Source organism: Leptolyngbya sp. Heron Island J, from assembly GCF_000482245.1.
Lineage (GTDB): Bacteria > Cyanobacteriota > Cyanobacteriia > Phormidesmidales > Phormidesmidaceae > Leptothoe.
Genome location: NZ_AWNH01000078.1, coordinates 112,002 through 128,746, shown reverse-complemented (window position 1 = coordinate 128,746; position 16,745 = coordinate 112,002). Strand labels below are relative to the sequence as shown.

General features: G+C 47.8%; 7 protein-coding genes. 6 read left to right on the top strand and 1 reads right to left on the bottom strand.

The features are described 5' to 3' along the window. Positions 1–10: 10 nt before the first annotated feature. Positions 11–2,008: a serine/threonine-protein kinase gene (locus tag N836_RS61795; protein ID WP_023074845.1), complete on the bottom strand. Its 1,998-nt coding sequence runs from the start codon at positions 2,006–2,008 to the stop codon at positions 11–13. 475 nt (positions 2,009–2,483) lie between these two features. On the opposite strand from N836_RS61795, the gene N836_RS61790 reads away from it, so the two are divergent. From N836_RS61790 to N836_RS61760, 6 genes are all read left to right on the top strand, one after another. Further along, the gene (locus N836_RS61790) at positions 2,484–3,935 is read left to right on the top strand and encodes a GAF domain-containing sensor histidine kinase (protein WP_031293569.1); all 1,452 of its coding nucleotides are present in this window, start codon (positions 2,484–2,486) and stop codon (positions 3,933–3,935) included. Positions 3,936–4,574: 639 nt separating this feature from the next. Beyond that, positions 4,575–7,322 carry a DUF7925 domain-containing protein gene (locus N836_RS61780; RefSeq protein WP_023074842.1) on the top strand — a complete coding sequence of 916 codons (2,748 nt, stop codon included), beginning with the start codon at positions 4,575–4,577 and terminating at the stop codon, positions 7,320–7,322. A gap of 107 nt (positions 7,323–7,429) precedes the next feature. After that, positions 7,430–8,011: a hypothetical protein gene (locus N836_RS61775; protein ID WP_031293568.1), complete on the top strand. Its 582-nt coding sequence runs from the start codon at positions 7,430–7,432 to the stop codon at positions 8,009–8,011. Positions 8,012–8,752: 741 nt separating this feature from the next. Beyond that, the gene (locus N836_RS61770) at positions 8,753–10,288 is read left to right on the top strand and encodes a DUF11 domain-containing protein (RefSeq protein WP_023074840.1); all 1,536 of its coding nucleotides are present in this window, start codon (positions 8,753–8,755) and stop codon (positions 10,286–10,288) included. Further along, entirely contained in the window at positions 10,288–14,460 is a 4,173-nt protein-coding gene (locus N836_RS61765; protein WP_023074839.1) for a hypothetical protein, read from the top strand. Before N836_RS61770 ends, N836_RS61765 begins: the two co-directional genes overlap by 1 nt. Before the next feature lie 143 nt (positions 14,461–14,603). Continuing rightward, on the top strand, positions 14,604–16,724 hold the full coding sequence (locus N836_RS61760; protein ID WP_023074838.1) for an OmpA family protein: 2,121 nt from the start codon (positions 14,604–14,606) through the stop codon (positions 16,722–16,724). Positions 16,725–16,745: the final 21 nt, after the last annotated feature.

Here is a 16,745-nt window from a genome sequence, read left to right as displayed (position 1 = left end):
AATAATTCTTCTAGGGACTCTCAGTTCCCTGCCCAACAATCTGAACATCCAGTTTAAATTCTGATGTGCTGCCAGATTTTACATCGATAGCATAATCTCCCCCTAAAGGCAGATAACTGTTCCAATACAACACTCCTTCAGCATCGGCAATCGGCTCACCACCAGGGAAAGATACATCAAAGGTCACCGGACCACTGGCCTGGGCGATTTTCACCGTAATAATCTGCCCTTGTTGAGCATTCACCACATAGCGCTGCACTCGCCCTGGCCCTACCTCATTAGCCAGTACAGTACCGGTCTCCCCATCTGAAAACTGAACCCGCTGGGTAGACACTTGCTCTTGCACATCTTCCCCGTCACCATTATCGTCCGCAGGTGGCTGATCGCCCTCATTCGTAGTCTCCTCATTCTCAGAAGGGTCTGCATCTGTTGGCTGCTCATCATCATCGCCCCCGTCGGCACCATCACCAACAGCCCTTGCCAACGCAACCCCCAATTCAAAGGCTCCTTGATCAGTACCCCGAGTTGTCTGCACCTGCAGTGTGTACAAACCATCTTCCGGAAACTCACCTTCCCAGTCCAATATCTGACGAGCATCTCGCAGCTCATTCCCCTCAGCATCCAAAACCGAAAATACGACGCCTTCCCCCTCAATTGTTGCCTGCAGGGTTTGACCCGCCTTACCATCTATCTGATAGTTAACGGTTTCGCCTCTTTTAATATCCCCTTCAACAGTTTGCTGATCGCCGACATCTAAACCCAGGGCAGTCGTGAAATCAGTTGGCCCATCATCAGGAGGGTCCAGCGGTTCAGGTTGCTGAGTTTCAGGTTGATCAGTCTGCTCCTCTAAATCCTCTGGGAAAGGTAATGGTTGTACCTCATTTTGGGATACATCCGGTGGAGCTGGCTTTAACACATAGTTGACAACAGCCCAGCCTCCTACTCCAGCTAGAATCGTCGCTCCCAAAAATAGCGCCACCAGAACCAATGGATTATCCAAGGTCTCCTGACGCTTTGGAGACGTGACTACCCGAGTTTTAGATGGAGATGCCGGTGTAGCAGTACGTCCCGTTGTTCCCATAGTCGCCACAGGTCTACCCACTGCTACTGTACGCATTTCAGAAATTGGCAGATTTGTCGCCTTAGGCATAGCCGCTTGAGGGGGGTTAGCCACAGCCGTTTCACCCCGAAGTGCCTGCATCATTTCACCAGCCGATTGATAGCGATCGCTAGGACGATAGCTCAGAGCCTTATCTAAAACAGCAGCCAGCTGATCACTGACCTGGGAAAATGGTCGCCAGTTCCAACTCAAACTACCGTCATCAAAAAGCTCATGGGGTTCTTTTCCCGTCATTAAGACCAAAACCGTTACCGCCAAAGCATACAGGTCGCTGCTGGGATAGGCTCGTCCTGACTGTAGCTGCTCACTAGGAGCGTATCCTGCTTTACCCACCGTTGTCGCCTGAACTGACGTCGTGCCCGTCTGCAACCGAGTGACCACCTCCTTAACAACACCAAAGTCAATCAGCACAGGCTTTTGGTCACTGCGTCGCAAAATAATATTGTCAGGACTGATATCACGATGAATAATCCCCCTGTCATGGATATGAAGCAGAACAGGTAGGAGCTGGCCCAAAAAAGCACGTATTTCTGTCTCTGAAAATGCCTGTCCTGGACGCTGTTGCAGAATTTCGCGGTAAGTTAAGCCTTCAATATGATCTTGAACTAAAAACAAACGCTGGTCTTGCTCAAAGCTGGCACGAAACTGAGGAATTTGTGGGTGGCTAATCTGATAAAGGATCTCAGCCTCTCGCTGAAATAACTGAGCGGCCTTACTAGAAAAGCGATCGCTACCGCCAGGAGGCATAAATTCCTTAATAACGCACTCTTCATCAAAGCGTCCTTGGTCTTTTGTTAGATAGGTGCGCCCAAAGCCACCCTGACCCAGCAACCGGACAATACGGTATCGATTTTGCAAAAGAGCACCGACGGTAAGGGCAGGCTGCATAGTAAACGTCCTAACGATGTTGACATCAACAGATTTAATGCTTGAGCTTTAAGACTCTAAACAGGCTATACCACTCTAACCCAATGCCCCAGGATTACTCCATCGTTTCAAAATCCATTCACTGATTAGCAACAGCTAGAGCAACTGTATAATTGAGGGCTACCTCCAAAGTTGCATTCCGCACCAGGCAAATCCCCCTTGATAGCCATATTCCAACTATGCATGCCCCATAAAACTTCTTAAAGCTTGGTAGGAAACTGCCTCAAAGGCCCAAAAACCTAGAAGGCTTAATGCAATCAGTCAGCATACTTAATAGTTTCTTTCATACAGTCTCGTAGATTGTATCGACTTAAAGAGTTCTTCAAAAATCAGCATCAACATATGCAAATCATTTGTTACAGCAATGTTTAACGTTGAGCAGAACAGTTCCTTGGGAACGATGTAGTCACACGATTTCTTTTTTAGTAGTATCGCAATGCACTACGGCGTGACCCCAGCTGGAACAACCAATCAACCAACCAAATCCCTTGGTCCTCGTCCCGTATGTTCGCTGGATGGAACGTCACCAATAGTCCGAGAACAGATGCGGTTGAGTATGCTTGAACAGCTCAAGCTGAATGACTCAAACCCAATTCCTATTTTCGAAGAAGCCACCCAAAGCGTTTCCCGACTATTAGCAGCCCCCATATGCCTGGTCAGCGTATTTGACAGAAAGCACCAGATCTTTAAGGCAACCATGGGGCTATCCAGCCTGGGCTTGATGAATCAGCTGGCAGCCACCCGTGAACTCCCTAAGGCCGAATCATTTGGCATTCAAGTAGTTGACAGCGCCCAATCGCTAACGCTATCAGACGTGACTCAGCATCCGGCCTTTAGCCAAAGTCTGCTAGTGCAAAAGTATGGTGTTCAAGCGTATCTGGGGGTACCACTGATGACTTCTGAAAGATGCTGCATTGGCACTTTAGAAGTAATGGATATCATGCCACGCGAATACACGCAACAAGATCTAGCATTACTAGAACTCAATGCCCGATGGGCCATGAGTGAATATGAAAAGCAGTGTTGGTTAAAGGATGGCAAAGTTCAACAGATTGCAAACAACAGTCATCTGTCATCTATAGACAAACAACGTTATGACCGCATTGAAATTCTGCGGACAGACTTGATATCTCAACTCACCCAGAATTTACGTAACCCATTAACAGCCATTACTGGCATGGCCAGTATGTTAAGCCGGGAGATTTATGGGCCACTCACTGAGAAACAACAAGAATATGCAAACGTTGTTTTAAACAGCAGCCAAAGTCTATTGTCGCTAACCAATGAAATTATAGAACTGGGAACACTAGAGCATCAATCCTGTGAGCTATTGCTTGCTCCCGTAGATATTGAAATGTTAGCTCAACAAAGCTTGCAGCCTATTGAGTCAAGCGTTAAAAAGCAAGACATAAGCTTTTCCCTAACAGTGGAACCAGGCTCACGTATTTGGGTTCTCGACAAACGTATCATCAAACAACTGCTTTACCATCTCATTCTGAGTATTGCCAAAGCATCAACCAGTGGTAGTACTGTACGCTTGCATATTTCTCGCAAGGATAATCGTTTAACACTAGCGGCATGGGTTGCTAACCCGTGGCTCGGGGAAGATCTACCTCAGGCGGTTATTGATTGGGGTCGACAGAATGATATCCTGCCGTCGATCAACCCTCTGGAACCCAGCTATGGGTTTGAAATCGTAGAAGAGCTTTCCCCACTAAATGTAAACGACTTGCCAAACGAGTCTACCAAGGCCGACACACGCCAAGAATTAGGTCTGCTGATGAGTCAGCAACTGACTGATATCCACGGTGGTGAGATTGCTATTCAAGGCTCTCAGAACCATGGCTATCGCTATGTTGTGAGCTTGCCGCCATTTGAGGTCGATTGAGATAGCACTACACTCAAAATAGTCGCATCAGCGAGATGGGGGTAATTATCCCCATCTCGCTTTTTACGTAGATTTTCAGAGATAAAATACTTCTTTAAAGCCCCTCTCAAACAAATATCTGTGTGGTGACTGAGCAATTACACAAACCCTCCAATTTTATTATTCAAAAAAGAAAGATCTTTCTTTCTGGAAGCACCAGGAACATATGTAAATCCTCCTAAAGCCAACTGTAAAAATGAGTGATGTGACTTAGCTATAAACCTTACAAAAAGGGTATCCAAGATATGCGGGCAAACAAAAAGACTTTTAAGAGCGAGATAAAATCCCAACTCTTTTACCAAGAAAATCATGCCTGAAAAATCTTTTTGTTTACATAAAGAAGCTTAAAACACTTCCTGAAAGATCTCTTAAAAAATAGAATCAGCTATTAGTAGATCTTGGAAGACTTTAAGCATTGGGTTACTAAAACTCTTGTGTTTATCCTTTGAGTTTTAGTGAATTTAGCTAAAAACTCCTTAGTGGCCCCTCACATTGAATATTTTTGGTTTTTCCCAATGCCGCCGTCCCCCATGCGAACCCGCTGATTTCAAGAAAGTGGTTCTCTAACCTGCTCAATTTATTCATTGGTTCTCAGAAATAATGACAAAGCATAGAAGTTCTAAGAGACTCAGCTGGCAGCTTTGCAAGCCAGTTATTGCATCCGCACTGGCCATTGGCGGTGTGTTTAACCTAGTGGGTATTGTGTTGGCAGAAGGGACTGCTGCTGGCACACAAATTAGTAACACTGCTACTGCCACCTATCGTGATCCCGATGGCACACCGCAAACCTCTACGTCTAACACAGTAACGGTTGAAGTCGCTGAGATTGCGGGTATCACGGTTGTTAACACGGCTGCGCAAGAAGTTACTCCAGATGCAGATCCACCGGGACCTGGTGAACAATTAGAGTATATTTTTGAAATTACTAACGTAGGTAACGACGAAACTGACATTAGTTTACCTGCGGTAGCAGGTTTCACTGGTCCCGTAGACAGTGTGGTTAGCATTGTTGCCGACCTTAACAAGGACGGAAATTTCGACCCTGCAACAGAAACGATTAGCAATCGGACAGATATTGAAGATGTCCAACCGGGTGAGTCTTTTGATGTCCAAGTAATTGTTCAGGTTTCCACCAGTGCCCAAGATGATGATATTGTTACCGTGACCTATGGTGACACTCCTGGTAACGGTCAAAACCAACCCTACGATTCCTCTGGTGGTAGCGTCTTCACCGATGATAACGATGCAACTGATGCTGCGAATTCGACTAATACTCCAGGTGTACACCTTGATCCATTAGACAGCAATGATCCTGGTCAAACCGGTTCTGAAGCAGGGCCTGATGCTCCGGCTAACGGTGAGCGTGAAGCCAGTGCCACGGGTGAAATTACCATTGGTGAAGATCCTCTGCAGCAGCCTTTGGTTGAGATTAAGAAGTCTATCGGTAGCCATACCGTTAATGGGGCGAGTCCAACGGACGACACCATTACCTACAACCTGGAAGTTGATGTTTTAGATCAGGCTTCTATGCCAACAGGCAGTGATGCGATCGCAGCGGATCTACAGCCCATCAGCATTAATGGATTGCCAGATAAGCATGTGTTAGTGTCTGATGCCATTCCAGTTGGCACATCACTACAAAGCGCAACCGCGCCTGGTGGCTGGACTGTTGTTTATTCCACCAGTGACATCTCCGATCCGCTTACTGATACAGCCCTTGAGGCGACTTGGACCATTGCTGATCCAGGTGCAGCGGCAACAACACGTGTCGGTTTCATCGGACCTGCTAACACAGCGATCGCAATCACCGATCCTGCAGTAACTGGGTTCACAATCACAGTTGTGGCTGACGGCGTTGACCCCACCGCCACACCTTTGACCGTTGCTAACATTGCCCAGGTTGTCGGTTCTGGTGCAGTAGATGATCCATTAACACCAGAAGATGAGTCCCTCAGCTTCCCCGTACTGGATGAATCTGGTGATGACACCCCCAGTAACTACGATCCTGATACGGATACCTTCAGTGACTTTAATCCTGAAGTGATTGATGACCCCAGCACACCTCTACCAGAGGGCTTCACACCAGACGATGGCCACATTGGCGATCCTTCTGATCTCCTAGAGAAAGGCGTAGACCCCGGTAGTGACACCCCCACCGTTCCCGGTGATGACAACACCGGAGATAACACCGACGGTGATGGTGAAGCTATCATTGTCACCCTGGTATCAGAACCTGAGCCCGATATCCTGAATGGTCCTGACGGTGCCCCTGATGCAGTGGGTCCCACTGGCACCAACGATGACTTTACCAATAAGTCTGCACCCTATTCTGATGGTGATCCACCGGTTGTGTCCTTTACCAATACGGTAGCCAATAACGATACTGACCCCGATCCGGCAGTCAACACCACTGAAGATGGTTGGGTCCGTTTAGAGCCCATTGCACCTCAGGATCCATCCGACTTACCCGATGAGACGACAGCCACAATTATCGCTCCTGATGGTACTCGGGTTGAATACGAGTACGATGAGCCCACTGGCACCTGGTCTAAGAGCAATCCAGCCGACCCAGATATAATTGTTCCCCTACGGGCCGATGATGGTGTTCCCGGTGGTGACGACGAATTTGACTACGGTGTTGAGGTAGATCTACCCAACGATCCCACGAATATCGACGAGCTCGATAGCTTCCCCGTACCCATTGAAGCCACCTTTGTCGGCGTTTCTGAGGTCACCGATCCGAGTGATCCAGCTAGCATTGATACCGGTTTAGATGCATCAACCACCACCAACGTCACCATCGACCGTGTTTACACAGGCTTCCTGGAGCTAGTAAAGACTGCTCAGGTGGTTCAGGGAGATGGTCCCGCAGTCTCGGGTAATCCTGCCCCTGGTAACCATATCCGCTATCGGGTGACTTACCGTAATATCTCTGAAACTGAGATTGCACCCATGCAGGGCAACGTACTATTGACAGCCTCTGACCTGACTATCCTTGAGGATGGCACTGAGTTGGGTTGTTCCGGTGCAGTTGCAGACGCCAATAACTGGGCCTTTGACAATGACATAAATGGCGACCTGGATACTCGTCATGTTCCCAGCTCCGTGGATTTAACTAATCTAGACGATGGCTCCACAGGCAGTGTCGTGTTCTACAGTGGTGGTCCAGTGTGCGACGGCGGCGGCACGACTGGTAATCCAGCCTTTAACCCAGACACGGCTACACCAACGACTGAAATCTCAGGGACGTCTTACAACACAGACAGCACTAAATATGCCTTTGATATTGAAGGTGATATTGAGCCCTTAGAGACTGGCTACGTTGAGTTTGAGCGTCGTATTAACTAAGCCTGATGCATTCCCTGGAGCAAGGGAATGATCTAATAGAGCTTAGCCCTTGCTCCAAGGTCAAACCTTGAACCTTGCAAAATCTTTGAAGTTAAACGAGAGTAATTATGATGCAGCGTCTTTTTGCAAAGAAGCGTTTGTTCTTGGGCTTAAGTGCCCTTGCCTTGGTGGGAACAGTCCCATTTGCAATGAATCAGCCAGTGTTGGCACAATTGCAAGATGTTACCGATGCTATTGTCCAGGCTGTTCTACGTCCCGAGGTCAAACTGACCCTCAGTGCTGAAAAGCAGATTGTGGAGCTCAATGCCAATGGCCAAGAGACCACATCTTGGGAAGCCCTTGAAGGTAAGGTCACGGTTCAGCCTAATGATGTTCTACGCTATACCGTAGATGGTTCTAACTCCGGTGATGTAGAAGCCAAAGGATTGTCCATTACTCAGCCTATTCCTGCTCAGACTGTTTATGAGCTGAATTCTGCTGAGGTTAATGGCAATGCCGAGATTGTCTACAGTATCGATGGTGGCGAGAGCTTTGTGGCTGAGCCCATGGTCGAAGTCACATTGCCCGATGGTACGGTTGAAGAACAGCCTGCCCCTGCCGATATGTATACCCATGTCCAGTGGAACTTGAGCGACGATCTCGCTTCTGCTCAGGCCGTCAAGGCATTCTATAACGTGAAGGTTCAGTAACCTCAAACTTGAGGAGGAGAGTTAAAAACTCTCCTCCTACAAAATCTTTCATTCCAGAACGATTCTTCTACATCGAGCAATACTCTCATTATTACAGGAGAATCAATTAGGGATTCTATTGCTACCCATATCTCTCTGAAGAACTTATTAACAGTTTTACCTTTGACGATTAACCCCTGAGGTCAAAGGAATCTCTGCCATTCAGTTACTCTCAGAAGATAGACTGCACATCTTAGACATTGAGCAAGGTATTCTTCCTAGCAGGATAGGTGAGTACTTGGTTTCTGATACCAAATCCAAATTCAGTAAACCCAGTTCAAAATGGACAATTTCGTAGAGGTCATTCCTTGTGATTGCTCTGCGAGATCGGGGACAAGTAACCAGGATTTTGTAAATTCCTTAAACCCGATTCAAGATAGACCATTTTTTATGGGCTGTGCCTTGTGTAGTTCAGCTGAGCCCTTCGACTTGAGCCCAGGTCGAAAGCTCACGTCATGGCACAGTCTGGGATATCGGGGTCTAACAGCCAAGATTTCTATGACATGTTCAGCCAGCTAGTCCTTTCCTAAAAGTGTCTGACAAGATTGCAAACATGCATGAAGGGCATAAGCCCTTAAAAATTGTCGTGCTTACTCTATAAATCTTGTTGCGATCGCATCAGTGCTCCCTGGCAAATTTGCACCAAGTAACAACTGCAATTACCGCTAGTTCTTTAAATATTCATCAGGTTTGAGGCTAAAAATGAAGTTATCCCAACCACCTAAACCCAAACCAGGTGCTTGGCGCAACTGGATGCATCGAATGATAGCTGTCTTATTGGCAGGCAGCTTTGGTCAGGCACCATTTATTGCGATCGCAAGAGCTGCTGAAATCAATAATCGGGCTACTTTTAGTTATAGAGATGCTGAGCGCAACATCTCTCTTGGTGGCACATCTGCAGAGGTTGCTGTTGAAACTGCAAGCTTGATCGATCCACTGGGGCAAATTTTAGGCTGTAACGGAGAATTGTTACCTAACTATGATGGTTTCTCCGTTGCTCTATATGAGCCCGATGCTAGTGGTTTAGAGTTAGGTCCCATTGTTCCACTCACTGGTACAGAGGTTCCCGACATTGAAAACAATGGAACTCCTGGCGGTAAAGCCCCCAACATAGAGAACAGCAATCCCTTTTTCTTAACCAATGCCGATGCCGGACAATATAACTTCTTATTTGATCCTGATACCCCCTTGCAAAGTCCGATCAATGCAGGTTTAACCCAAACCAGCACGGATGCTCAATATATTCTTGTTGTCAATCCACCAGCAGATTCTGTTTTCCCCCAGCGTCGTATCAGGTTAGAACTTGTCACCAGCACTGGTGGTGTTAACAACTCCATTATTCGGTATACTGCAACCGCGTTAGATGGCATTCCCATCGGAACTAGCGGCGGTAGCCAAGTTAGCGAAACAGTTGTTGAAGTCTTTAATGCTGAGACTCAAGGGTTGAACTTATTTTCCCTGGCCCTTGGCATGGTGATGTGCGATCCTAACCAAGTTAGCATTACAAAAACAGCTGACCGAGCTGCAGCTCAACCAGGCGATACTGTTGTTTATCGGTTAGAGTTACGAAATCTAACTGATATTGAGCTCGAATCCATTACCGTTGAGGACATCCTCCCCCAAGGATTTCAACTAATTCCAGAATCCGTCACAGGCGTGCTCAACGAACAAACTGTTGCGCTGGATGCTCAAGCATCGGGTTCTGAAATCATCTTCACAACTACAACACCTTTACCAGTTGATGAAAGCATGAGCGTCCTCTACGCTGTTCGCGTTACTCCCGATGCGTTGCGTGGTGATGGCGAAAACTCCGCCTCTGTCTCCGCTGAACGTAGTGACAATCAATTCTTTGTGCAAGATGGTCCCAGCATTCATCGACTCGTCATCGACCCAGGCATTCTCACAGATTGTGCCACGTTAATTGGTCGCGTCTTTGTTGATAAAAACTTTGATGGGGAACAACAGCCAGGTGAAGCTGGTATCCCCAATGCCGTGGTCTTCTTAGATGATGGCAATCGGATTGTTACCGACGCCGATGGTTTGTACTCCGTAGAGTGTATGTTACCGGGCACTCGCAGCGGAGTTCTAGATTTAACAAGTTTACCTGGTTATACCCTGGCCCCCAACCTTTACTTTAACGAACGCAACAGCCAGTCTCGGATGGTGAATATTGCTCCCGGTGGCATGGTACGCATGAACTTTGGCGTCACGCCCACGTTCCAGGAGGAAGCTAAATAATGCCATTAACTCGCCACCCTAAAGTTTACTATTGGAGCGTTTTAGCTAGCTCAGTTGCCTTATCAGCAGTATCAGTTGATAGTTGGGCCTATGCCTCACAGGATATACCTGAGCCTGTTTCACCTAATTCAGCTTATGAAGCTGTTCCTAGCAGTTTTGCAGCTATCTCTCTCCATAGAGATATGCAAAAAATTACAGGTCCTGAAACATTTTTAGAGCCAAAGTTCTCATCCCTCAAAACAGGTACTGATGTGCTCGGGTTATCTCTTCGCAGCACAGCTCCAGAAAGCGGTAACACGGCCACATTAGTCTTCCCATCATTAATCTCGGGCATTCCTCAGTTTTCTAACTCATCCTCCCCTGAGATATCGCCTACAGTTCTGGCTGATAATCAGGAGTCAGATGACCAAGAATCAGACGAGCAATCGGCAGAGTCCCAAACACAGTCGGTGGTAGAGTCCCAAAACATAAACATTGAAGCTCCTCCATCCCTAACTCCAATTAGGCCACAATTCTCAACCTCACCTTCCGTTGAAGCTAAACCATCTTCTACAGAGATACCTGAGACCGTTGAACCTGCGCCATTTTCTCCAACGCCCCCTGAGACAGATGTGACTGTTTCAGAACAATCAGACATAGAAGATCTGATTGGACCTAGTCCAGCTCTATCCCAAGCTGTTTCTAGCGATCAGATCGAAATCTTAAATCCAACGGTGGGCAGTGTTGTAGATGTCCCTGCAATCACAGTTATTGTTCGCTTTCCAACTACGGCTGATATTCAGTTACAGGTAAATGATAAGGCAGTTAGCAACGATCTCATTGGTCGGACAGAGTCTAACCCCACTACAGGTCTAGTCACCCAGACCTGGTATGGTGTTGCCCTGGCAGAGGGTAACAATACGATCACAGTAGTACATCCTGGTGATGGGAGCATATTACAGTCGACTGATGTAGAAGTCAGAGGTGCTCCGGTAGAGATGACGCTTCGCTCTCGGGAATCGCAGATTCCAGCAGATGGACGATCGACGGCTACACTACAAGGTCGCTTAATCGACAGCCATGGCAATGTCTCTAACTGGGATGCCATCGTTACTCTTGAATCTACTGATGGTGAATTTGTCGGTGTAGACCATGCCCCGGATCAGCCAGGATTCCAGGTAGAAGCCAAAGGAGGACGCTTCTCAGCAGAGTTACAATCATCGCTGGAGTCCCATATGGTCCAATTACAGGCCACCACCAATGGTCTGGAAGCCTTTAACCAGGTGCAGTTCATCACTCCCCAACGTCCCAGTATTGCCACTGGTATTGTTGACTTGAGATGGGGGGCACGGGGCACTAACTTCCACAGCAGTCTACGGGACTTCTTACCCCCAGATGGAGATAACAACTACAGCCTTGATCTAGATGCCTCTCTCTTTACCATGGGCAACCTGGGTGAGTGGTTGTTGACGGGGGCCTTTAATAGCGATCGCGCTCTGAATGAAGACTGTCGTGGTGAAACAGCTCTGTTCCGTCAAAGTTCAGGCAGCTGTAATAATCTTTACCCTGTTTACGGTGATGACTCCACAATGGATGTTACCACCCCTTCCACCGACAATTTGTACTTGCGTTTAGAACGAACATCACCAGTTGAAGATGCAACTGCTGACTACATTATGTGGGGGGACTATAACACCGAAGAGTTTGCTAACTCATCCCAGCTATTTACCTCTACCCCTCGACAGCTCCATGGTTTTAAGCTGAACTATAACCTGGGTGATCTGGCCATTACCGGTCTGTATGGCGATAATGTTGAAGGATTCCAACGCGATACGATTGTTCCAGATGGCACCAGTGGTCTTTATTTTCTCTCACGGCGGCTAGTCATTTCCGGTAGTGAACAAGTCTATATCGAAACCGAAGAACTCGATCGACCTGGTACCATTGTCGATCGAGAGCGGCTCTATCGCAACACAGATTATGATATCGACTATGATCGCGGCACTCTGTTATTTGACGATCCAGTCACCCAAACGGCAATTGGTGAATTTGGTACAGTGTTGTTACGCCGCATTGTGGTCACCTATCAGTTTGAAGGGGACGACACAGATACTAATATTCTGGCTGGGCGACTACAGTACAATTTTGATCGTACACTCAATCAAGAATCCTGGTTCGGCGCATCCTATCTGCGAGAAAACCAGGGAAATCGAGACTTTACCTTATTTGGTGCCGATGCCCAGTTCTCCCTGGGAGAAAGCAGTCGTCTGGTGGCGGAGATTGCCCATTCAGAAAGTGATTTTGACCTGTCTGGTCCCATTAGTGGTTCCGCCTATCGCGTCGAGTTAGATGGCACAGTGGGTGACTGGTTAAATGGTCGGGCCTATTGGCGTTCTACTGATTCAGGCTTTACCAACGCTGCCACCACTAGCTTTGTGCCCGGACAAACCCGATACGGTGCCCAAGCTAATTTCAAAGTCAGCAGAAATACGACGATTCGTGCCCAGTTTGACCATGAAGATAACGATGGGGTAGCACCGCGGCCATTAATCAATCTCGAAGATTTGTTAGAACCAGGCCAAGAACCGGTACCCGGCAGACGGGTGGATAACTCCCTCACCACTTACTCATTAGGTCTGGCACAGCGGCTAGGCAATAGCAATCTGGAGTTTGACTGGATTCATCGCGATCGCACTGACCGCACTAACCCCGATCGCTTAAGCGCTAGTTCCGATCAACTGCGTACCCGACTAACCACCCATTTAACCGATAAGTTAACACTGCGCGCCCAAAATGAACTGAATCTCTCCTCCGATAGCGATCCGCTTTACCCAAGTCGCACCTATTTTGGTCTCGATTGGGAAGTGATGCCTGGCATTAATTTGGGATTGGGACAAATCTTTTATGGTGACAATGGCTTTAGCGATCGCGACTCCTACACCATTGTTGATCTCTCTGGAGAACATTCATTGGGCAAAGACACCACGTTGCGAGGACGCTTTAGCAGCATTGATGGGCAGCACCTGGGTGGAGCTGTCGGGATTGAGCATGGCTTTAATCTAGCCCCTGGATTACGGCTTGATTTAGGCTACGAACGCACGTTTAATAGCATCTTCGGTGGTACAGCCGCAGGGTCTCAATTTAGTCAGCCCTTTGCTGTAGGTACAGGTGGCTCGTCCCTCGGTATCATCAATGCTAATACCTATAGTGTTGGACTATCCTATACAGACAACCCAGACCTACAAGCCAGTGCCCGCTTTGAGCACCGTGACTCTTCCCAGGGCACCAATACCGTTCTGAATGCCTCAGCTGTAGGACGATTAACACCAGCCGTCAGCGCTCTGTTCAATTACCAACTGAATAGAGCTGCAAACCAGCGCATCAGCAACATTGGCACCACCAGCAACCTGAAACTGGGTTTAGCGTATCGTGACCCTAACGACGACCGATTTAATGCCTTACTCCGTTACGAGCATCGCATCAACCCCAACACGTTACCCACTAACGCTCTATTTGGTCGCAGCATTGATACCTCTGAACATTTATTCTCAGCAGAAGCTCTCTATACCCCCAACTGGCGTTGGGAACTCTACGGCAAATATGCCTTCCGCACAACCCAGACCCGCATTAATCTACCAGCAGATGTGGGTGGTGACTTTGTTTCTAACAACAACTTACACTTAGCTCAGATGAGGGCGACGTATCGGTTAGGGTACAGCTGGGATATTAGTGGTGAAGCCCGATGGTTTGGTGGTCTTGGAGACTACAGTGAGATTGGCTATGCTCTCGAAGCGGGTTATTATCCCACACCTGATATGCGCATCTATGGAGGCTACAGTGGCGGCGGTGCCTACGATGACGACTTTGGTGTAAATCGCACAGCCAGTGGGTTTTATATAGGTGTGTCAGCCAAGATTAATAGCCTGTTCGATGGCTTTGGCTTGCAAGACATTGCTCCAGAACAACAACAGGAATCTGCCTTGGAACCTGAGGAACCGATTATCTTCTTTGAAGATACCACCGACATCATCTTTCCAGGTGAACAGGCTGTAGAGGAAACATCTTTCGAGGCCCCTGAAGCCATAGAGGAGTCAACGGAGGAAGACGTATCTGAGGCTTCAACTGATAATAGCGCAACAGACAATAGCGAAACAGATGCAGGGCAGCTCTCTATTGATGGGCAAGCGCTATGAAATTGAGTGCTGTAATTCCTCAATACGCAGGCCAATATCTTCTCCCCTCCTGGGGGGGGGGATTAAATGGAACACCCTAATCGATACTTAGGCCTAAATCATATTTTATTTTCTCTTTCTTTAATGCTTCGGATGCCAGAGCCATGACCTATCGCCAATCTATTCGTACCTTAGCCACTGCTTTTCTGTTAACAGCAGTGACAGCAACTACTACCGTTGCTGAAACTTCAGTCGCATTTGATTTTCCTATAGTACAGGCTACGGTTAATAGCTCTCAGGATGGGCCAATAACTCCCGATGAGCAGCTGACGTTGCGAGAAGCGATCGCAATCACCAACGGCACCCTTCCCCTAACTGACCTCAGCTCCTCAGAGCAACAGCAAGTTAACCCCAGTTCAAGTAAATCAGTCATTGGATTTGATCTACCCGCTGGCAATACCACCATTGAGCTACAGTCGCTACTGCCGGTTTTAGCACAACCTGGCCTGGTGGTCGATGGGACTACCCAAGCCGGATATGATGCTACCAAATCAGCCACAGCAGAAATCTTAGTGGCAATCCCTGTGGTGGAGATTACTCCGGCTGACAATGCTGAGGTGTTTCGAGGCTTAACTATCGTTGCAGACGATGTCACCATTCGTGGCCTCAGTTTGTATGGGTTTACCTCACAGCACAGGGCTACCGAATCTACACCTCCGGCTGATATTTTTATTGCCCACGAACTACCACCACCGGATATTAGCCAGCAGTATATTCCAGCTAGTAATTTCTCTTTTTATGAGGAGAATCATCCTCCCCAAGGAATTGTCATTGAGCAAAATTGGATTGGTATTCCTACGGATGACACGATACCAGAAACTCCCTCTGCCTTTGGGGTATCCGTATTTAACAGCCAGGGGGTAAAACTGCGCCATAATCGTATTTCCTACCATGATGGCAGTGGAGTGATCACAGGGGCTCGGGCTGAGAATTTAGAAGTTGTTGAAAACCTGATTGTCAACAATGGCTTAGCTGGCATGCCCGATGCCATACGTTTGGAGGGTCACATTGATAATAGTCTCATTAGTGGCAACTTGATGTGTGGCAATGACGGTAGTGGCATCTTCCTGTTTAAACCCCAGGGTGCCGTAGAGATTAGCAACAACGACATTCGCTTTAATGGTCAACGCCTGAGAAGGGCGGCTATTTACCTGATGGGTAATGATCACCGGGTGGTGGATAATCAAATCGCGAACCAAAAAGGGCCTGGTGTGGTGGTTACTGCCTTCAGCCAAGGGGGCACTACCCACAGCCAGCGTAATGTGATCGAGAACAATCGTTTTGAAAATCTGGAAGGTTTGAGTATTGACCTCAATACCCGTCGTAATCGGGGTGTGCAAGACTTTCAGCGGGGAGATGGCCCCAACCCACTACGAGATTCCAATCAGCGGCGGCGAGATACGGGTAATAGTGCTATCAATCCCCCGCAGTTTGATAGTCCTGAGTTCTTTGCCATCAATAATTCAGTCGTGATCCAAGGCAAAGCTGATGTGGGTTCTACAGTACAGCTTTATCTCACCCAAGGCAATACCGGTGAATATGGACCTCTGACAACACCGTTGGCCACGGTCAATGTTAATGAGGATGGGCTATTTACGTATGCATCAAAAGATTTACAACCGGGTGATGTGATCAGTGGTATTTCCACCGATCCAACCTATGGCACTTCTGAACCAGCCCTCAACACCACCATTGTTGCCCTAGGAGAAACCAGCACCACTCAACCCAACCGCATGGTGTCAGACTCTGTTGCGGGTGTTGAATGCACCACTCCCCCACTCCCTCTCACCACTCCCCCTATCTCCTTTGCTCCCGAGACCGAAATCCTAAGGCTCCAAGTACCACGCAATGTCCATTACGGTCTCGACGAGGACTTTATTAATCCAGATAGTGCTCTGATTTTGGACCAAATTGCTGAGGTAATGGAGCAATATCCATCGATAGTTGTTGATTTGCACGGGCATACTGATTCTCGGGCGAGCGTTGCCTATAACCAGGACCTGGCCCGGCGTCGGGCCAATAATGCCCGACGGTACCTGATGCAAAAAGGCATTGCCCCCGAACGGATGACCATTCGTTCTTTTGGAGAGACTGAACTGTTAGTGGAGGAAATTGACCGGGTGAACTATGCACGCAATCGCCGAGTGGAGTTTGTGTTCAGCGATGTCCGAGGTGTGGAAATTACCTTTGTGGATCAAGAGAATGATCTGCAAATAGAGCAGTAGTTCGCCTACAGGCAGCATTGT

Bases quoted from the DNA above. Each gene is read 5' to 3' on its own strand.
- N836_RS61795 (WP_023074845.1), bottom strand. From the start codon at position 2,008: ATGCAGCCTGCCCTTACCGTCGGTGCTCTTTTGCAAAATCGATACCGT.
- N836_RS61790 (WP_031293569.1), top strand. From the start codon at position 2,484: ATGCACTACGGCGTGACCCCAGCTGGAACAACCAATCAACCAACCAAA.
- N836_RS61780 (WP_023074842.1), top strand. From the start codon at position 4,575: ATGACAAAGCATAGAAGTTCTAAGAGACTCAGCTGGCAGCTTTGCAAG.
- N836_RS61775 (WP_031293568.1), top strand. From the start codon at position 7,430: ATGATGCAGCGTCTTTTTGCAAAGAAGCGTTTGTTCTTGGGCTTAAGT.
- N836_RS61770 (WP_023074840.1), top strand. From the start codon at position 8,753: ATGAAGTTATCCCAACCACCTAAACCCAAACCAGGTGCTTGGCGCAAC.
- N836_RS61765 (WP_023074839.1), top strand. From the start codon at position 10,288: ATGCCATTAACTCGCCACCCTAAAGTTTACTATTGGAGCGTTTTAGCT.
- N836_RS61760 (WP_023074838.1), top strand. From the start codon at position 14,604: ATGACCTATCGCCAATCTATTCGTACCTTAGCCACTGCTTTTCTGTTA.